Raw genomic sequence first — 18,896 nt, 5'->3', positions numbered from 1 at the left:
CGCATACGCACGGCAGGGTCAGCCGATGGAAACAAGCCTATGAAGTTGTAGGATGCAGCTGGAGTGATCTGGCTTGCCATCTTGGCGACCTCCTTTTGTAAGTTCATGGGAATAGGGAAACTATATCACGCTCGAATAGAGACCGTCAATCGGAATCTGTCAGCGTTTACTTGTTGTCTTTCTCGTTGCCGCGCTTGAAGTTGCCGGTGATCTTGGCCATGATGAGCTGGGCTTCCTTATGCTCCTTGCCCGCGATCCGACTAAGAAATCGTTCGCTTTCCTTGCCCGCCAGGATCTTGACCTGTTTGCCGTGCCAGGTGATGAACACTTTGTTGTCCTTGTTCACGGTGTAGTCGAAGACCTCTTCGTCCAGACGGTTGCGCTTGTCGATGTTGCCGATAAGATCACCTCCCGGATGTTGCCCTTATCAAGGCTTGAATTTCTGCGCCTAATGTTTCTTTTTATTCCATTTGAAAAGGATAATTCCTAATATAAGTAGTATTAAAAGTCCATATAAGACTTGCATCCACATCGTTTGAGCAGAAAACATTTATATCACCTTAAAAAAGAAAAATTATAATAGTAGTGTCAGTAGGATTATTTAATAAATCGAGTTTGTTAAAACTCCTATCAGACTTTAGTAGTCTAATTGTCCTGCGAACCCGCTAGCGCCGATCCAGCCACCCCAGCAGATCCGCGCCGAATGTCTCCCAACCTTCGTCTTCAAAGGGACGATGAAGCATCCCGGGGTACTCGCTCTTTTTCTTGTCCGCCGTGCCGACGGCGTCGAAGAACGTCCGCAGCTTGGCAGGCGGCGTGATCGCATCGTCCAGGCCGTACTGCAGCAGCAGGGGCACCCGCAGCGTATGCGCCTGTCTGGCGACTCGTCCGGTCGCCTTCAGGAGACCGAGACCCAGGCCCGGCGTGACCGTATGGTGCCGCCAAGGATCGGAGACCAGCCGCGCGCGGACTTCGGGGATCCGGGTCAGCGCCTCGGCGCTCCCTTGCTTTTGGATCGTCAGATGCGGACGGAGCTTTCCTAAGCCGGTAATCAGACACTTTTCCCAAAACGTAGCCTCGTAGGAGAGGGCGGGAGCAATCAGCATCAGCCCGGATAGCCCGTCGCCATGGGATAACGCGTAGTCCGTGCAGATGACGCCCCCCAGGCTGTGCCCGGCCACGTACAAGGGCAGCCACCCGGTCTCGGCGGCGACCATCGTTCGGAACGCATGCAGATCCCCTCGATATTCCTGCCAATCGCGGATCGCGCCTCTCGTTCCCGGACTTCGGCCGTGCCCTCTCAGGTCGAATGCATAGACGTGATAGCCGCCTTCCGTCAGCATGCCGCACAGATTCTGCAAGCCTTCGCTATGATCGCCGTGCCCGTGAACGGCAATGACCGCTCCTTTGGCCGGCAAGCGGGCTGCCGGGAGACGCCTGTAAAACAACTCGATCCCTTGATGTCCCCGAAACGTTCCTTCTGCGGCTTCCAATCCGAATCCCCCTTGCCGGTTGCCCGGCGGCGTTTTATTCGGTTTATGCTAACAGACGCCTCTCCCAAATCGCTCCCCTGAGCTTTTGGTTTCCATTCGGGAAGCCGAAGTCGGCTAGTCCGTCGCGACTTCGCGCTTCAGCAGGATGCCGCCGGCGTTGTGAATGTGCCCGCCGTGCGCTAAATGGTCGTAAACCGCGCGCTGCAGCGAAGATTGCGGCTGGAGGCCGGGGAGGTCGGCGGGCTTCGTGCCGAAGCCGAAGACGCGCTCGAGCGTCTGCCCCTCGTTGGCCAGCACCGGGACGAGATGATAATCGCGCTGGAAGCGGACGATGTTCGCGTCTTCCGGGAGCAGCGATCGAAACTGCGGCGCGAGCAGCCAGGACTCGCAGACGAACGCGCCGAACGGCCGCTCCGGGTAGTGCCCGGCGAAGAAGCGGGCAGCGCGGACATACGAGTCGCGGCACGCCTCGGGCGTCATGCGTCCGCCTTCGGGGATGTGCACGTTAAGCACGGTGTCGTCCTGCTGCAAGACCAAATTCCATTCGGCCGCATCAAGCCCAAGGGGCGTCCGGCTGGCGGCGCCTAGCCGCGAGATCGGATTCCCTTCATGGCGCCGACCGTCGAACGCGTACGCCGAGGTCCAACCGCCTTCGGGATCGGAGACGCCGTTCGTGCCGTCGACCTGCCCGTCGGCCCGGAAGCGGATGCCGGCATCCGCGAGCATGACGGTCTCCCCGCTCTCCCGATGTTGGAATACCTTCACGGCAAACGGGTTCGGAATCAAGTGGAATTGCAGCCGTCCCAACCGATACAGCTCGCCGCTCAGATGCGAATACAGCCAGCCCAACTCGCTGAGCCCCCAGCGTCCGTGGCGTTTGCGGTGCGTCTCCATCCACAGCGGGAGATCCTGGACCGTATCGATCAGCACCTCGGCCGGGATGCCGCGCTGCCGGTATCGCGCCCACAGCTGCGGAATCGCCCCCGCATAGACGACCGCGGCCAGCATCGCGCCGTCAGGGCCGCTATTCAGCAGCTCCTCGTTGACTTCTTCCGCAGGGCGGCTGCTTCCTCCCGCGAACAGTTCGCTCAGGTAGCGCTGCGCCGAATTGGCAAGCGCAAGGTCGGCGGCGATCCGCCCGGCCCCTTCGGCTAATGCGGCCGTCACGTCTGCCGGAAACCGTACCGCTTCGCAGATATGCTGCATGGACGCTGCATCCGAGAGGGACTCGGGGGAAGGAAGGGAGGAGAAGGTCAGTTCGTTGGTCATGAAAAGTCTCCTTGTCGCATAGTGGGCAATGGCTCTCTAAATCCAACCATAGGGAGAGCGACGGTTCTTGTCAATAGATGGCAGGGGACGTCTTCCCCTTGCTGCGCGTGCCGAAACAGGACAAAGCCGCGGCGTCCGCGGCTTTGCTTGTTATTTAGAATAGCACCCACCCGTTTGGATTGCAGGAGAGGAGAATTTACCCATTGCCCTGCTGGACGATGTCCTTGATTTTCTGTCTCACTTTGTCGAAGGATTGATTGTCCAGCTCGGAAAAGTCCGTCGTGCTTTTGTAGATCGTCTTCACCTTGTTGGAGGCGTCGACCTTGAAGTAGCTGGCATAGGGGTGGAAGTCGACGTATCGGCCGATCGCATCGTTCCAGTCCAAGAGGAAAATGTATTGCTCTCCTACACTCAGCTTGGGACGGTAGCTCTGATCGTCATCCGTCAGGTACATCGTAATCTTTTGATCCTGCAGCTGCCCTTTGATCGAATCCAATACTTGAATGGTATAGTTGGTCCCGTGGCGCGTCTGGACCGCACCCATGCCGGATTGTTCGGATATGGCTCGCTCCGGCGTGCCTTCCTGCAGCGAAATTGGTTCCGCCAAGTCCTCCGCCGCGACAATTTTCCCCTCCACGATATACTTGGCGTAATTCACGACTTCATCTAGGCGTTTGGGGTTGCGAATATGAACGCGGAAGCCGGACGGCGTCTCGATCACCTGGGATTCCACATAAGGCTCCGGGGAAGCCGTACCCGGGCTCTTCGCCCGCTCTCCGGCAAAGACGACTGCCCCTGCGACGACCGCTACGCAACAGGCCAACACAATGGATCTTTTCATCTCTGTCCCTCCCACTTATCCTTTTAGTAGCCGTACATCGCTTTCACATCGTTCACTTCGTGCGTTTGGGGCAGATAGCTTTTCTTCAACGCCAAGTAATCGTAACTCATAATAGAAGGATCGGTGGAAGGATTGGCGGGCGAATATTCGGCCAGATGAGAATGACCCAGACATAGGACGTGACCGAATTCGTGACTCATTGTGCTGCGATAATCAAAAACCGAGTTGTTGTAAGGATTCGGCTTGACGTAGATGTTGGCCCCTTTGATCTGCTTCGTGGAAGCGGAAGCTTTGGCGTAGCTGTCGATGACGGTGCCGTTGGTGTCGTACAGATCGGTCACGCCCATGACTTCGCTCCAGGACGAATCGCCCGGGAATCGCTGCTTCCAATAATCCGCGGAAGCCGTGGCCATATACGTATTGACGGAGGTGGAGGAGGTAGTGAATTCGGCCGGGACGTTGGAGGAATGCCAGGCTACTCGCGCGTCTTCGAAATACGTCGCCCACGAATCTTTCAAATATTGCTTGTCGATGAGGACCTTTAACCGGCCCGTACTCGTATTTTTATTGATCCACCTCAGCGGCACGGTTGTGATGGTGGAGCCGTTTTTCGTAAAGTACATCTCATGGGCGTATGCGGGCGTACCCGATAAACCAATCAAAATCATACTGAACACGAGCAATGAGAGACGCTTTTTTGCCGTAAACAAGTGCATTCCCTCCTCTATTTTTACAGTTCTACCTATAACAGACACGCCAAAGAAGTTAATAGTTGCGCTTTCATGTATAAAATATCCATTTATTTTAATCATTTTTTTTCTGTCACACTCCTCTTTTCGGATACGTCATCCTATTGAGCGCAAATTAGAAAGGAATGTTCACCCATGGACGAACGCAATTGGTTAGCGGAGCAGTTCGAGTCTCACCGGGCCCACCTGCAGGGGGTAGCTTATCGGATGCTCGGTTCGTTAAGCGAGGCGGACGATGCGGTCCAGGAATCCTGGCTGCGCCTCAGCCGCTCCGATCAAGATCAGATCGACAACCTCGGGGGATGGCTGACGACGGTCGTCTCCCGAGTGTGCCTCGACATGCTGCGCTCGCGAAAGTCGCGGCGGGAAGACCCGATGACATCTCCCGAGGCACAGCGGTTCATGGATCGCGCCTCCGGAGGGAATCCCGAGCAGGAAGCGATCCTGGCCGACTCGGTCGGTCTGGCCCTGCTCGTGGTGCTCGGCAACTTGAATCCCGTGGAGCGAATCGCGTTTGTCCTGCACGACATCTTTGCCGTCCCCTTCACGGAGATCGCACCCATCATCGGACGCTCCGAGATGGCGGTGAGGCAGCTCGCCAGCCGGGCGCGCCGCCGCGTGCAGGGGACGGAGGAGACCGCGCGAAGGACCGATCTCGTCGCCCAGAAGGCGCTGGTAGACGCCTTTCTCGCCGCAGCCCGCAACGGAGACTTCGAGTCGATTATCGAGGTGCTGGATCCGGAAGTCGTGCTGCGAAGCGGACGTACGGTGTCGGAGGGGAATGCCGCCGAGATTCGGGGCGCGCGCGACGTGGCCAAGATGCTCATGTTTGGACGCGCCCGTGCCGCACGTCCGGCGCTCGTGAACGGGGAGGTCGGCATCCTGGTGGCTCCGCGAGGGCATCTGCTCCTCGTACTGGCCCTTTCTTTTGCGGAGGGGAAAATCGTCGGGATCGAACAGGTCGACGATCCGGCGCGTCTCGCAAAGCTGGACCTGGCTCATCTAGGGGAGTAAATCGAGCAAGAAACCATCGAACGAGGAGGAGTTTCAAATGACCGTGCTTTCGATCGTTCTGCAATCTTTGTTGGTTCTGTACTATGTATTTTCGGGCACCGCCAAGGTCATCGGGGCCAAGTATTGGACGGATATGTTCCAGCATCTCGGCCTGCCTTCGTGGTTCCGCGTCGTGACGGGCCTTGTGCAGCTCCTGGGCGCCGCCGTTCTCATCGCCGGTTACTGGTATGCGGGAGCGATCGGATGGGCCGGCATCTGGCTGGGCGTTACGATGTTGGCCGCGTTCCTCGTGCACCTCAAGGCCAAAGACCCGATCGGCAAATCGTCGCCAGCATTGGTGTTTGCCGCCATCAACATCGCGCTTATCGTCCTCCACGCGGACCAATTGGCGCACCCCTTTGCATAAGGAAGGAAGCAAGAATAGAGCGGCGAGGCAGAGACCTCGCCGCTCTTTTTTATGGGATGCTGCCATCCAGCTGCCACGGCCAACTCCTAATGAAAACGATAGAAATCCAATCGTCGTCACGTGGATGCGCTTTCCGTTCCCCGTTATCATGGGAATACGAGGAGGATGGCTATGTACGCTAAGTTTTACAAGCACCGTTGGCAGTATCTGATGATTTTGCCCGGTGTCGTGTTGCTGTTTCTGTTCAGCTATATTCCGATGGCGGGTATCGTGGTCGCGTTCCGGGACTTTCAGATCGGTTCGTCCATCTGGAGCAGCCCCTGGGTCGGCCTGGACAATTTCGCCTTCCTACGCGAACCGCACTTTTGGACGGTGGTACGGAACACGCTGTACATTTCCGTATTGAAGTTTATATTCGGGTTTCCGGCTCCCATCCTGTTGGCGCTGCTGATCAACGAAGTGACCCACTCCACGTTCAAGCGCTTCGTGCAGTCGGTCAGCTATTTGCCTCATTTCTTCTCCTGGATCGTCGTCGCTTACATGCTTCAATCGTTCCTGACGCTCGACGGCGGGATGGTCAACCAGCTGATCGACAAGATGGGCGGAGAACCGATCTTCTTCCTGGGATCCACCGACTGGTTCCGGCCGATCGTCGTCGGCAGCGGGCTCTGGAAGGAGACAGGATGGAACACCATTCTCTATCTGGCAGCCATCACCACGATCGATCCGCAGCTCTACGAGGCCGCGAAGGTCGAAGGCGCCGGCAAACTCTCGCAGATCCGACACATTACGATTCCGGGCATCATGCCGACGATCTCGATCGTCCTTATCCTCAGCATTCCCAGCCTCATTACCGTTGGGATGGACCAGATCTATCCGCTGATGAACTCGGCCAACATGGAAGTCGCGGACGTCCTGGATACGTACGTGCTTCGCAGCGGGCTGCAGCAAGGCTACTTCGGCATGTCGACCGCGGTCGGGCTGCTCTCCTCCGTGATCGGTCTGATTCTCGTCCTGGCGACGAACCGGCTGTCCCGCAGAATGAACGGCGAAGGATTATGGTGAGACTATGAAACAAAATACAGCCGAAAAAATCGCAAATCCGATCATTATCGTCTTGTTGGCGTTGCTATGCGTAAGCGTCTTGTATCCGTTCCTGTACATGCTCGCGATCTCGCTGAACGAAGGAGCGGATGCGGCGAAGGGCGGCGTCTACATCTGGCCCCGCTCCTTCACGACGATCAATTACGAAATCGTGCTCGGCAACGAGGTGATCCGGCACGCTTATCTCATCACCATCGGCAGGACCATCGTCGGCACGATCGGCGGGCTGCTCGTCACCTTGCTGACGGCGTACGGCCTGTCGTACAGGAAGCTTCCGCTGCGCGGCACGATTCTCACGTACATCCTGATTACGATGCTGTTCAACGGGGGATTGATCCCCTTCTATATTCAATTGAACAACCTGGGCTTGCTCAATACGTTCTGGGTGTATATCGTTCCGGGGTTGTTCTCGGCCTGGAACATGTTCGTCATGCTGAAGTTCATTCAAGGCATTCCGGAGGCGCTGACCGAAGCCGCCGAGCTGGACGGAGCGGGCCCTGTCCGCACCTTGCTGCAGGTCGTCGTGCCGCTGTCGAAGCCGATGCTGGCCGCGCTTGGCCTGTTCACCGCCGTCGGTCATTGGAACGACTGGTTCGCGGGCACATTCTACGTCACCGATCAATCGCTCATTCCGGTTCAGACGTTCCTTCAGCAGCTGTTGTCGGCCCAGGATCTGTCCGCCGTGCTCGGCTCGAATTCGAACCAGGAGGCGCTGGCGAGAAGCTCCGAGATGCAGAACATTACGCTGATGTCCATCAAGATGGCGGTCGTCATGGTCAGCTCGATTCCGATTCTCTGCATCTATCCGTTCCTGCAGAAGTATTTCGTGAAGGGCGTGCTGATCGGGTCGGTGAAGGGGTAAGCTTGAATTTCCAACGTCGGGTATACGCAATTGTCTATATACCGAATACCAAACCGAACAGGGGAGTTAAACATGATTTCCAACAGAAAAGCCAAAGGGTGGGCCGCCTTCGCATTGGCAGCCGTGCTCGCGGTCACCGCGGGCTGCTCCAAATCGGGCAACTCGGACGAGGCCGGCAGCCCTGGCGGCTCCGAAGCCTCGGGCACCCAGGCCGCATCCTCCGGCCAAAAGCTGGGATTCGATCTGTGGCTGGGATGGACGGCGACGATCAACAACGATAGCTTGATCCAGAAGCAGTGGAGAGAGGCGGAGCCGGGCGTCGACGTGAAGTTGGAAGCAACGCAGGGGGATGCCCTCACGGCGCTGAACCTTAAGATCAATACGGGCGGCTTCAAGGATGCCGCGATCTTCGGCCGGAACGATACGGTCAAAAGCGCCATGAACCGCTCCAATCAAATCATGTCGCTCGAGCAATACTTCGACATGCCGGACAAATACCCGGGCCTGGCCGCGATCCCCAAAGCCTACTTGGACCGCATGAAGGATAAGGACGGCCATATCTGGTCCATCCCGACCTGGTTCGACCAGAATCCGAACGATCCGTGGCCGGGCTGGTCCTCGCTGTCCTGGACCGTACGCACGGACGTCGTCGAGAAGGTCGGCATGAAGCTGGACGATCTGAAGACGCTGGAAGGCGTCGAGACGTTCCTGAAGAAGGCCGCCGAGCAGAAGGACGCTTCGGGCAAGACCCTTCTCCCGATGTCGCTCCTGATGGACACGAACGATACGGCGAGCTGGAACGACGAGAACGCCATTCTGACCGCGTTCGGCGTATCTACGTCGGGTCAGGGCGTTGCGAAGAAAGGCGAGGAATTCGTCTTTTCCTACGACGATCCGCAGTACAAGGCCGCTTATCAGTGGATGAACAAGATGTACCGCGACAACTTAATCGATCACGAGGTCGTGACGGACAAGAAGGAGCGCTACAAGGAGAAGAACAAGTCCGGCCGCGTCGCGCTGAACGTCGGCAGCTTCTTCAACATCGACGCGTCCCTGTGGGAGACGCTCGACGGCCCGACTGAGCCGGGTTGGTATTACCAAGTCATCCCGTACCCTACCGTGCCGGGCGTCGAACAAGTCGGTACGAACCAGGTCGTGAATCCTTATCCGGGATACGACGTCTACATCAGCAAAGACACGAAGAACCTCGACGCCATCCTCAAGTTCTTCGACTACACGCTGACGCCGAAGCCGGAGGAGCAGCAAGTCATCAACGAGGGTCCAGCGGGCAAGTACTGGGATTGGGTCGATCAGCCGCTTGGAAAATGGAAGTACATCGATGATAATTATAAGAAACAACGCAATTCGGGCGACCAAGCCCAAAAAGCCAAAGTGACGCCGGAGCTCTACATGACGTCTTCGTTCAGCAACAAGTGGTATCCATGGTGGAACAACGAGGTCGAAAAAGCCGGCGCGGCCAAAACCGCCCAATTCACGGAAGCGGTCGGTCAGATGGGCGCCGTGCGCGGGGCGCACTCTTATGATCTGCTTACGCCCAAAGAAGGCGGCGTATGGGAGAAGTACGCGCCGGAGCTGGAGAACCTTCGCAAGGAGTATCGCGCCAAGCTGCTGATGGCCAAGGACGACGCCCAGTTCGAGTCGGCCTGGAAGGCGTTCCACGACGCGCTGGAAAAGCGCGCGCACTGGAGCGAGATGAAGAGCGAATGGCTGGAGACGTACCAAGCCGACATCCAGGCCAACGGCGAGTTCTAAAGACGGAACGGGAGCAGCCCATCGGGTTGCTCCGTTTGTCGTTCCGAGGCGGCCGTGCTGCAACAGGGACGGGGGATCGCAGTGACACTCAAACAATCGCTGGAGAAATGGATCGTTCGGGCGACGAGGTCCATGCAGCTGCGGGGGAAGATCGTCCTGTTCTACGGGCTGATCGTGTTCATTCCCACGGTCCTACTGGCCGTTGGAGCGGGCCTTCTGACCTTCCACAGCGTGCGGGACAATTACCTGCTGACCATCAAGGAAGCGGTTCGGCAGACCGCGCAGAGCATCGATTTTCGAAAGCAGAGCTACGACCTGCTGGCGACCCGCACCGCCACCGACGGGGAACTGGTTTCCAGGCTGTCCCGGGATTATACGGATATGCTCGAGCAGCTGGAGACGGTGAACTACGTCGACCGTTCGCTGCCGCTCACCGCGAAATATTTGCCGGGCATCGAGGATTTTCGCATTTACCATACCAACGACAGCCTCGTTCAGGACGGAGGTATGCTGTGGAAGCCGGAGGATCGGATGCCCGCCGGCATTCGGGAGAACGACTGGTATGAGCAAACGCTCGCTTCGCCGGACATTCTGAGCTGGTCCAATGCGCGGAACGACCCGAGGAAGCTGATCGTCTCCTGTAAAATCATGGACCGCTACGCCCGCATCTACGGCGTCATTTATTTGCTGCTGGACTACAACGACGTATTCGCGGAGCTGTTCAACCATCCGTTCAGCGGGGCGGGGGACTTGTACATCGTCGATAAGAACGAACACATTATCGCATCCTCCGAATCTTCCGAGATCGGCAACCGTCTCTCGTCCTCCTCCCTGGAGTCCTACTGGGCGCACCAGAATCAGGTGAGCGCCCCGATCAACGGGAAGGTGCTCATCGTGCAAAAGCTCAGCGACGGCTGGTCGGTCGCCGCGCTGGTCCACATCGACCAAATGGAGGAGCAAACAAAACGCATCTATTACACAGTCGGCATCGGGATCGCCTTTTTTCTGCTCATCTCCATCTTTTTGGTCATGACCGTGCTCAAAAACGTGGTACGGCGCATTCGCAAGCTGGGCCACCGCATGACCGATATTTCTCAAGGCGTGTTCGACGTGACGGTCAAGAACCGGGATCGCGACGAGCTCGGCGAGCTCGAAGTGCTGTTCAACTCCATGTCGAGCCGGCTGGGCCGGTTGGTCGAAGAGAACACGCAGGCGAATCTCATGGAACGGGAGCAATCGTTTAAGGCGCTGCAGGCGCAGATCAATCCGCACTTCATCTACAACTCGCTCAGCCTTATCCGATGGCGCGCCATGGACTTGCAGGACGAGATGCAGCTGCGCACGATCGACGCCTTGACGACGTTTTATCGCCTGGCCCTGAACAATCGGGTCAACGCGACCCGCATTCGCGACGAGGTCGAGCATTTGAAAGCGTACCTGGAGATCCAGGAGCTGCGCTATCCCGGCAGGGTCGGCGTGCGGTGGGAGATCGAAGACGATACGCTGGAGCTGTATACGATCAAGCTGCTGCTCCAGCCGATCGTGGAAAATTGCTATCTGCACGGCGGCATTACGAGCAGACCGGACGCCATCATTCGCATCGCCATTCGGCGCGAAGAGGAAACCGTGCATTTCAGCGTGTCGGACAACGGAAAGGGCATGAAGCCCGACGTGCTGGAACGGGTGCGGGCCGGCAGCTATGAGGGGACGAACAACGGATTTGGCATGAACAACATCCGCGAGCGGCTGCTTCTGTATTTCGGGCCGGAGGGCAGGTTGGACGTCGACAGCGTCTGGAACGAGGGGACGACCGTCTCGATCCGCATTCCCGTCTGCGAGGAGCGCCCGGAGCTAAGACGAGGTGAAGGCATATGATCCAGGCTTTAATCGTCGACGACGAGCCGTTGCACATCCAAGGGCTCGTCCGGCACGTGAACTGGAGTCGGCTTGGGTACGCGGTTCCCCTGACGGCCGAATCGGGAGAAGACGCGCTGGCCATCCTCGCGGACGCGAAGGTCGACGTGCTGATCACGGACGTCTCGATGCCGGGGATGACCGGGATCGAGCTGCTCGCGAAGTGCAAGTCGGACTACCCGCATCTGCAATCGCTTCAAACGCTGATGATCAGCGGCTACGACGAATTCGAATTCGTCCAGGAAGCCATCCATCTCGGCGCCAAAGCGTACGTGCTGAAGCCGATCAAGACGGAAGAGATCGAGGAAAAGCTCGCTTCGTTCCGGACGGCGATCGAGAAGCGCAACCAAATCGAGCGGGAAACCGACGCGCTGAAGGAGAAGGTGACAGGCAGCCTGGACGTGCTCCAGGACCGCTTCCTGAACGATCTCATCGAAGGGCGCGCGCAGGACGAGGCGCTGATGGGGTCCTGGACCCGGCTGCTGGACCTGCCGCCCGCGGTCGGGCCGATCAGGCTGTTCGTCTTCGGGTACGACCGCATCGATCTGGCGAGCGCGCCGGATGCCCGGCAGCGGATTCTGCTCGCCGACGGCCTCCTGGGAGCGGTCCGCATCGGCTTGTCCGGATGGGAAGGCGCGTATATCGGCAAGACCGGCGCGGACGAGGCGGCGGTCGTCCATCTGAACGCGGAGCCCGGCGACCGGGCCAAGATGGAGAAGCAGCTGCTGTTCATGCAAGAGGTGATCCGGGAGCAGTACGACGCCTCCGTAACCATTGGCGTCAGCCGGGAATGCCGGGGCTGGGAAGAGGTCCCGCTGCTGTACAAGGAAACCAAGCACATGATGGCGAACGCGCGGTTGGGCGGAGGCGGACAGATCCTCTATTTCGACCGGGTCGAGGCCGACGAATATCGCGATTACCGGCTGAAGGAAGAGGAAGTGCCGGAAATCGTCCGTCTTCTGGAGAGCGGCGAAGGCGAACGGGCAATGGCGCTCTTCAACCATGCGTTCGACCTGCTGCTGACGCAGCGGCCGATCTCCTACTCGTATGTTCAGGCGTTCGGGTTGGGGCTGATCAGCGAGCTCGTGCGTAAGATCGATCCGGGCAAGGAAGCCGACGGAGACGGCGCCAATATTCGCATGTGGCAGCGATTGATCGACTGCACCGGCGCCGAGGAGGTTCGGGCAGCGGTGCTGGAGTATATGGCCCGATTCAGCCGGCTCACCCGGCGGGAGGAGGCTGGGCCGCAGCATCACCTGATCCGGAAAATCGCGGAGTATATCGGGGAGCATCTGCAGGTCCATATGACGGTCAAACAGCTGGCGGAGCAATTCCACCTGAATGCGAGCTATTTGAGCGTGCTGTTCAAAAAAGAGACAGGTCGGACGATCTCGGACTTCGTCCAGGAAGCGCGCATGAACAAAGCGAAGGACCTGCTGCGCGACCCGAACGTCAAGATTTACGAGGTTGCCGAGCAGGTCGGCTTCCAGACCGCCGCCTACTTCACCTATTTGTTCAAAAAAGTAACGGGAACGACGCCGCAGGAATACCGCGACTATCGCGATTCGAGATAGGGGCTTGCCTTCGCAAGGCTCTGACGCCGTGCCTTAAACTTAAAGAAAATGGAGGATGATCGCTTGCATACGAAGATCGATTTGTCGGGAACCTGGCAGCTTCAGCTGGACGAGCGGAAAGCAGGATTGCAATTGCCCTTCGGCGACACGATGCGGCTGCCGGGGACGACTTCCTACGCGCGAAAGGGGAAGCGGAACGACGCGGTCGAAATCGGCTGCCTCACCGACGAGTACCGGTTCGAAGGCTGGGCTTGGTTTTCGAGAGAGGTAGAGATCCCGGAGGCGCTGGCGGGCCGGACCGCCTTTCTGTACTTGGAACGGACGAGAGTGACGACCGTCTGGATCGACGGACGAGAGGTAGGCACGCGGAACAGTCTCAGCACGCCCCACCTGTACGAGGTGACCGATCGGATCTCCCCCGGCCGCCATACGATTACGATTCGCGTCGACAATACCGGCTATCCGACCAAGGGCGGGCATTTGACGTCCCCCGACACCCAGACCAACTGGAACGGCGTGACGGGCCGAATCGAGCTGCAGTTCGCGGGACAGGCCTACCTGCGGAACGTTCAAGTGTATCCGAGCGTCGCGGATCGGGCGTTCACGGTGAAGGCCCGCCGAGTCGGCAGCGGCGCGGAGCTGCTCGCTGTCTCGGCCGTCGGCCGCAACGGTCACGACCATGCGGTAGCCGAGCGGACTTATGCGCTGAATGGGGACGGTGAAGGGGGCCAGATGTCGGTCCATTTTGCGCTAGGGGAGGAGGCCCGGCTTTGGAGCGAAGCGGAGCCTTCGCTGTATAAGCTAACCGTCGAATTGCGGAGCGCAGCAGGCGAAACGCTGGATGTGCACGAGGTGACCGCCGGATTGCGGGCGTTCCAGGCCGACGGGGACAAATTCACGATCAACGGCGTCCGGACCTTCCTGCGGGGCAAGCACGACGGCCTCATTTTCCCGCTGACCGGCTTCGCGCCGACGACCGTCGAGGAATGGCTGCGCATTCTCGGCATCGCCAAATCCTACGGGATCAATCATTATCGCTTCCATACCTGCTGCCCGCCGGAGGCCGCCTTCGAAGCGGCGGACCTGCTCGGGATCTATATGGAGCCGGAGCTGCCGTTCTGGGGGACCGTCACGGACGAGTCCTACGACAATCACAATCAAGCCGAGCAGGATTATCTGATCCGCGAAGGCTTCGCCATGCTGGAGGCCTACGGCAATCATCCTTCCTTCGTCATGATCTCGCTCGGCAACGAATTGTGGGGCAGCAAGCGCCGAATCGACGACATTCTGAAGGCCTACAAAGCGTTCGACGATCGGCCTCTGTACACGCAAGGCTCCAATAACTTTCAGTTCGCGCCGACCATTTTGCCGCACGAGGACTTCTTCTGCGGGGTTCGCTTCTCGAAGGAGCGCCTGTTCCGGGGGTCGTACGCGATGTGCGACGCGCCGCTCGGTCACGTCCAGACGGATCGGCCCGGCACGCGCAAGGATTACGACGAGCAGATCCAGCCTTCCGCGCTTGGCGGGCAGGAGGAAGCCGAGTCGGGCAAAGCGGGAGCCGTGCAGATCCAATACGGTACCGAGACCCGAACCGTGCAGACGGAAGCACCCAAAGAAGCGCTCATTCCCCGAATTCCGGTGATCTCGCACGAGATCGGCCAGTACGCCACATTTCCGCAGTTTGCCGAGATCGAGAAATATACGGGTTCGCTCAAAGCCCGGAATTTGGAGACGTTCCGGGAACGGCTCGAGGCGAAAGGGCTGGGGGACCTGACCGATGCCTACTTCGCCAGCTCCGGCCGACTCGCCGTCGCCTGCTACAAAGAAGAATTGGAGGCCGCCTTCCGCTCCCGCAAGCTCGCGGGCTTTCAAATCCTGGACTTGCAGGATTTCAGCGGTCAGGGCACCGCGCTGGTCGGCATCCTGGACGCCTTCATGGACAGCAAAGGGCTCGTCACGCCGGAGGAATGGCGCAGCTTCTGCTCGGACGCGGTGCTGCTCGCGAGATTCGAGAAATACAACTATACCGCCGGAGAGCGCTTCGACGCGCATGTCGAACTCGCATATTATCGGGCCACGCCGCTCGGGCGGTTCGATCTCCACTGGGAGATGCGAGCCGGGGAGACCGTGCTCGCCAGCGGGCACGCGAGCGCGACGGCGCCGAACGGCGAGGCCTATGTCGATATCGCCGACTTGAGCGTGGAGCTGCCCGCCGTCCCTGCGATGACGAAGGTCGTCCTGGCCCTGGAGGTGGCGAATACGGATATTCGCAAAACTTACGACCTGTGGATCTATCCGCAGGACGTGCCGCTGGATCGGACGAGCGGCGGAGTTCATTGGGCGGAGGAATGGTCTGACGATGTTCTCGCGCGCCTGGAACGGGGAGAGAACGTGGTGCTCCTGCCTCGTCCGGATCGCGTGACCCGGGCGATCGAGGGCACGTACTGCACGGACTTCTGGTGCTATCCCATGTTCCGCTCGATCTCCGAAAGCATGGGCAAGCCGGTGCCGGTCGGCACGCTGGGCTTGCTGATCGAGAACGGGCACGCGGCGCTGGCGGACTTCCCCAGCGAGACGCATTCCACGTACCCGTGGTGGACCTTGGTCTCGCATTCCCGCTCGTTTATCCTGGATGACCTCCCGTCGGCGCTCGAGCCGATCGTCCGGACGATCGACAACTTCGAGCGCAACCACAAGCTGGGCTTCCTGTTCGAATGCCGCGTGCGGAACGGCAACCTGCTCGCGTGCGCGCTCGATATCGAGCGGGTATTGGAGACGCCGGAGGGAAGGCAATTCCTGTCCAGCCTCGACCGCTACGCGCGGTCCGAGGCGTTCCGGCCGCAGGTCGAGGTGGGGGCGGAGGCGATTCGGAAGCTGTTTTAGGTTATATGGTTAAGGGGGCTGTGCGGGTAGGAGATGCCCCCTGCCCACGCTTATTCTCCCGCCATGATCAGCACTATAAAGTCTTGTAGCATGGTGATGTTTCCTCTTCGCAGCAAAACCTCATATCCCTCCTCGATCTCGGACACTCCAAGAATGGACAGTCGACATAGGAATTAGACGCATCAGGCGACCGGTCAAGGCACGGTCAAAAACTATGTATCCGAGCTTTATGCCAAGATAGGCGTTCATCATCACGCCGAGGCGGTTCGGTTTGCTCGCGAGCGGGCGCTTTTCCGATTCTAAAAGAAACCGTCAGGGCCCTAACCCTAACTGCACTGCACCTCGCAAAAGGAACAATTCCCAGTACTTGTCGAAATCCTCGAGGTCGAGTATTGACGATCATGCAATCGCATTCTATAATCTTATTAAAATCATTTTGTAAAAGATATATATAAAATTGTTGATCTAAGTTTTTCCAAATGTTCATTGCATCGGGGGAGGAAGGGCATGGATGCAAGCATCAAATTAAGGGTGTCGAATATTGAAAAATCATTCCCTGGCGTGAAAGCGCTAAACAAAATTGATTTCTCGGTGAAAAAGGGCACCGTACACGTGCTTTGCGGCGAAAACGGGGCCGGAAAATCGACGCTGATGAAAATTATTAATGGCGTCTATCAACCGGATAGCGGCCAAATTCTGATCGATGAAAAGCCGGTTAAAATCAATAACCCCATGCAGGCAAGAAAACTCGGGATTTCGATGATTTTCCAAGAATTGAATTTCGTCAAGGAGTTGTCCGTCGAAGAGAATTTGTTTTTGGGCAGATTGCCGGTCAAGAAAATAGGAGGAAGCGTGGACTGGAAGAAAGTAAGGCGCGAAACCGAAGCGCTGTTGGCCGCGGAACAGTTGCCTTATTCTCCGACGACACAGCTCAAAGATTTGTCTGTATCCGATATTCAAATGCTTGAAATTATTAAAGCGGTTTCAAACAAATCGGACATCATCATTATGGATGAACCGACGTCTGCGATCACGCTTAAAGAAGTGGAAAGACTGTTCGCCAAGATCAAGGAGCTCAAAGCGCGGGGAGTAAGCATCATCTACATCTCGCACAAAATGGACGAAATCTTCCGAATTGCCGACGATATTACGATTTTCCGCGACGGAACGGTCGTGGACAGCCGTCCGAAAGACCAATTAGACATGGAAACCTTAATCAACCTGATGGTCGGCCGCAAACTGACGAATACCTACCCCAAAGAAACAGTCGCGATCGGAGACGATCTGCTTGTCGTAGACGCATACAACCAGCCTGGCGTATTTCACGATGTCAGCTTTCATGTGAAGCAAGGCGAGATTGTCGGTTTTGCGGGATTGATGGGAGCCGGTCGCACCGAAGTCATGCGGGCGCTGGTCGGTCTCGATCCGCTGCTAAGCGGGAGAATGAGCATCAAGGGGAAAGAAACTTCCATTAACAACGTCAGGGACAGCATCGAGCAAGGCATGGTCATGCTGTCCGAGGATCGGCGCAGATATGGCATCATCCCCGTGCGGTCGGTTATGGAGAACACGACGCTGTCCAGCCTGCACAAAGTGTTCAACCGCTTTCGCCGCCATAAGAAAGAAGAGCGGCGGCTTGTCTCTGACGCTTTCCAGCACATGAAAGTGAAGTCGCCTTCACTGGACACTGTAATCGCGTCTTTAAGCGGGGGCAATCAGCAGAAGGTATTGCTGGCGAAGTCGATGCTCAGAGACCCTGACGTTCTGATTCTGGACGAACCGACGCGGGGCATCGACGTAGGAGCCAAATTCGAGATCTACAAGTTGGTGACCGATATGGCCAAGGAAGGCAAAGGAATCATCATGGTCTCCTCCGAACTGCCCGAGCTCATTGGCATGTGCGACCGCATCTACGTGATGGCCAAGGGAACGATCATGGGGGAATTGACGAAGGAACGATTTTCCCAGGAGTTAATCATGAAATACGCTACAGGAACGATCGCGAATGATAGGGGGAATACAGATTGAAATTCTGGTACACGGCTAGAAAGAAATATAGCATCCATTTCGTTTTAGTCTTCTTGTTCATCTTCTGCACTTTCGCCAACCCCAACTTCTTATCCGTTAACAACATGACCAATATCTCGACGCAGTTGGCCGTAACGACGATCTTGGCATTCGGAGCGACAATGTTGATTATAAGCGGCATGCTCGACTTATCCGCGGGCTCTGTATTAGCGCTTTCGGGGGTGTTCGCCGTATCCGTCTATAAATCAACCGGCTCGATGATCCTGGCCATCCTGGCGGGGATTTTGACCGGTGTCGTCTGTAACGTCATTAATGCCGTCATGATCAGTACCTTTAAGACGCCGCCGTTCATTGCCACGTTGGCGATGATGGCGGTCGCCCGCGGCGTAGCGCTTTATTTTACGCAGGGGCAGAACATTCTTCAGCTCGGCGACTTCGTCAAGATTGGACAAGGCACTCTTGGCATTATTCCGATCCCGGTCATCTTCCTGATTGCATTTGGGATTCTCACCTGGTATTTGCTGAACCACACGCGTTTCGGAAGATCTTTGTACGCGGTAGGCGGCAACGAGGAGGCGGCCGTTGCATCGGGGATTAACGTTCACAAGATTAAGTACACGGCGTTCATCATCAACGGCATTTTCGTAGGGATTGCGGGCGTCTTGTTCATGGCTCGCGTGAATGCGGGGCTTCCTAACGGCGCCATCAACTACGAGTTTACAGCGTTGACGGCCTCGATCGTAGGCGGAACCAGCTTCTCCGGGGGCATCGGCACTGCCGGCGGAACACTTGTAGGCGCATTCATTGTAGGGTTCCTGGATAACATCATGAACTTGAATGGCGTCAATTCCTATCTGCAGCAAATTATCCGCGGCGGAATCATCGCCCTGGCCGTTATTTACGATATTCGAACGAAGGGCCGCAGAACCAAGCAAATATTGGGCAATTCCGAAAAGAAGAACGAACAAAAGCAAACGAATTAAGCA

Annotated in this window: 15 protein-coding genes and 1 pseudogene; 11 read left to right on the top strand and 5 right to left on the bottom strand. The window is 57.5% G+C overall.

Features of this window, described 5'->3' with window-relative positions; genetic code table 11:
- Positions 1-166: 166 nt before the first annotated feature.
- The 5 genes from LKX83_RS12385 to LKX83_RS12365 form a co-directional block, all read right to left on the bottom strand.
- Positions 167-346 carry a hypothetical protein gene (locus LKX83_RS12385; RefSeq protein ID WP_370639070.1) on the bottom strand — a complete coding sequence of 60 codons (180 nt, stop codon included), beginning with the start codon at positions 344-346 and terminating at the stop codon, positions 167-169.
- Between the two features lie 319 nt (positions 347-665).
- Positions 666-1,493, bottom strand: a complete 828-nt coding sequence (locus tag LKX83_RS12380) for an alpha/beta hydrolase (protein WP_227882573.1) — start codon at positions 1,491-1,493, stop codon at positions 666-668.
- 114 nt (positions 1,494-1,607) lie between these two features.
- The gene (locus LKX83_RS12375; RefSeq protein ID WP_227882572.1) at positions 1,608-2,762 is read right to left on the bottom strand and encodes an acyltransferase domain-containing protein; all 1,155 of its coding nucleotides are present in this window, start codon (positions 2,760-2,762) and stop codon (positions 1,608-1,610) included.
- Between the two features lie 196 nt (positions 2,763-2,958).
- Positions 2,959-3,603 carry a hypothetical protein gene (locus LKX83_RS12370; protein ID WP_227882571.1) on the bottom strand — a complete coding sequence of 215 codons (645 nt, stop codon included), beginning with the start codon at positions 3,601-3,603 and terminating at the stop codon, positions 2,959-2,961.
- A gap of 23 nt (positions 3,604-3,626) precedes the next feature.
- A complete protein-coding gene (locus LKX83_RS12365; protein ID WP_227882570.1) occupies positions 3,627-4,313 on the bottom strand; it encodes a zinc metalloprotease in 687 nt (228 codons plus the stop codon).
- 174 nt (positions 4,314-4,487) lie between these two features.
- Between LKX83_RS12365 and LKX83_RS12360 the strand changes: the two genes are divergently transcribed.
- The 11 genes and pseudogenes from LKX83_RS12360 to LKX83_RS12310 all read left to right on the top strand — a co-directional run bounded on the left by LKX83_RS12360 (position 4,488) and on the right by LKX83_RS12310 (position 18,893).
- Positions 4,488-5,366, top strand: a complete 879-nt coding sequence (locus tag LKX83_RS12360; RefSeq protein WP_227882569.1) for a sigma-70 family RNA polymerase sigma factor — start codon at positions 4,488-4,490, stop codon at positions 5,364-5,366.
- Between the two features lie 37 nt (positions 5,367-5,403).
- On the top strand, positions 5,404-5,772 hold the full coding sequence (locus tag LKX83_RS12355) for a DoxX family protein (protein ID WP_227882568.1): 369 nt from the start codon (positions 5,404-5,406) through the stop codon (positions 5,770-5,772).
- A 171-nt stretch (positions 5,773-5,943) separates the two neighbouring features.
- Positions 5,944-6,837, top strand: coding sequence for an ABC transporter permease (locus LKX83_RS12350; RefSeq protein WP_227882567.1), 894 nt, complete (start codon positions 5,944-5,946; stop codon positions 6,835-6,837).
- A 4-nt stretch (positions 6,838-6,841) separates the two neighbouring features.
- Complete coding sequence (locus LKX83_RS12345; protein WP_227882566.1) at positions 6,842-7,738, top strand: carbohydrate ABC transporter permease; 897 nt, start codon at positions 6,842-6,844, stop codon at positions 7,736-7,738.
- 72 nt (positions 7,739-7,810) lie between these two features.
- The gene (locus LKX83_RS12340) at positions 7,811-9,511 is read left to right on the top strand and encodes a type 2 periplasmic-binding domain-containing protein (protein WP_227882565.1); all 1,701 of its coding nucleotides are present in this window, start codon (positions 7,811-7,813) and stop codon (positions 9,509-9,511) included.
- Positions 9,512-9,592: 81 nt separating this feature from the next.
- Positions 9,593-11,386 (top strand): sensor histidine kinase, encoded by a 1,794-nt coding sequence (locus LKX83_RS12335; RefSeq protein WP_227882564.1) that lies wholly within the window; start codon positions 9,593-9,595, stop codon positions 11,384-11,386.
- Positions 11,383-12,999: a response regulator gene (locus LKX83_RS12330; RefSeq protein ID WP_227882563.1), complete on the top strand. Its 1,617-nt coding sequence runs from the start codon at positions 11,383-11,385 to the stop codon at positions 12,997-12,999. The genes LKX83_RS12335 and LKX83_RS12330 overlap by 4 nt, the downstream gene beginning before the upstream one ends.
- A 63-nt stretch (positions 13,000-13,062) precedes the next feature.
- Positions 13,063-15,882: a glycoside hydrolase family 2 TIM barrel-domain containing protein gene (locus LKX83_RS12325; protein WP_227882562.1), complete on the top strand. Its 2,820-nt coding sequence runs from the start codon at positions 13,063-13,065 to the stop codon at positions 15,880-15,882.
- A gap of 210 nt (positions 15,883-16,092) precedes the next feature.
- A pseudogene (locus LKX83_RS34335) lies at positions 16,093-16,185 on the top strand (hypothetical protein); the annotation flags it as partial.
- 204 nt (positions 16,186-16,389) lie between these two features.
- Positions 16,390-17,910 (top strand): sugar ABC transporter ATP-binding protein, encoded by a 1,521-nt coding sequence (locus tag LKX83_RS12315; RefSeq protein WP_227882561.1) that lies wholly within the window; start codon positions 16,390-16,392, stop codon positions 17,908-17,910.
- Positions 17,907-18,893 (top strand): ABC transporter permease, encoded by a 987-nt coding sequence (locus LKX83_RS12310; protein ID WP_227882560.1) that lies wholly within the window; start codon positions 17,907-17,909, stop codon positions 18,891-18,893. Before LKX83_RS12315 ends, LKX83_RS12310 begins: the two co-directional genes overlap by 4 nt.
- Positions 18,894-18,896 lie beyond the last annotated feature (3 nt).

Source organism: Cohnella baijiui, from assembly GCF_020731285.1.
GTDB lineage: Bacteria > Bacillota > Bacilli > Paenibacillales > Paenibacillaceae > Cohnella.
The sequence above is the reverse complement of the archived record's forward strand: the minus strand, read 5'-3'. Positions and strand labels throughout refer to the sequence as shown.

What these genes read in the sequence shown, in the direction of transcription:
- LKX83_RS12375 (WP_227882572.1), bottom strand. Translation starts at nt 2,762, where the DNA reads ATGACCAACGAACTGACCTTCTCCTCCCTTCCTTCCCCCGAGTCCCTC.
- LKX83_RS12370 (WP_227882571.1), bottom strand. Translation starts at nt 3,603, where the DNA reads ATGAAAAGATCCATTGTGTTGGCCTGTTGCGTAGCGGTCGTCGCAGGG.
- LKX83_RS12360 (WP_227882569.1), top strand. Translation starts at nt 4,488, where the DNA reads ATGGACGAACGCAATTGGTTAGCGGAGCAGTTCGAGTCTCACCGGGCC.
- LKX83_RS12355 (WP_227882568.1), top strand. Translation starts at nt 5,404, where the DNA reads ATGACCGTGCTTTCGATCGTTCTGCAATCTTTGTTGGTTCTGTACTAT.
- LKX83_RS12350 (WP_227882567.1), top strand. Translation starts at nt 5,944, where the DNA reads ATGTACGCTAAGTTTTACAAGCACCGTTGGCAGTATCTGATGATTTTG.
- LKX83_RS12345 (WP_227882566.1), top strand. Translation starts at nt 6,842, where the DNA reads ATGAAACAAAATACAGCCGAAAAAATCGCAAATCCGATCATTATCGTC.
- LKX83_RS12340 (WP_227882565.1), top strand. Translation starts at nt 7,811, where the DNA reads ATGATTTCCAACAGAAAAGCCAAAGGGTGGGCCGCCTTCGCATTGGCA.
- LKX83_RS12330 (WP_227882563.1), top strand. Translation starts at nt 11,383, where the DNA reads ATGATCCAGGCTTTAATCGTCGACGACGAGCCGTTGCACATCCAAGGG.
- LKX83_RS12315 (WP_227882561.1), top strand. Translation starts at nt 16,390, where the DNA reads ATGGATGCAAGCATCAAATTAAGGGTGTCGAATATTGAAAAATCATTC.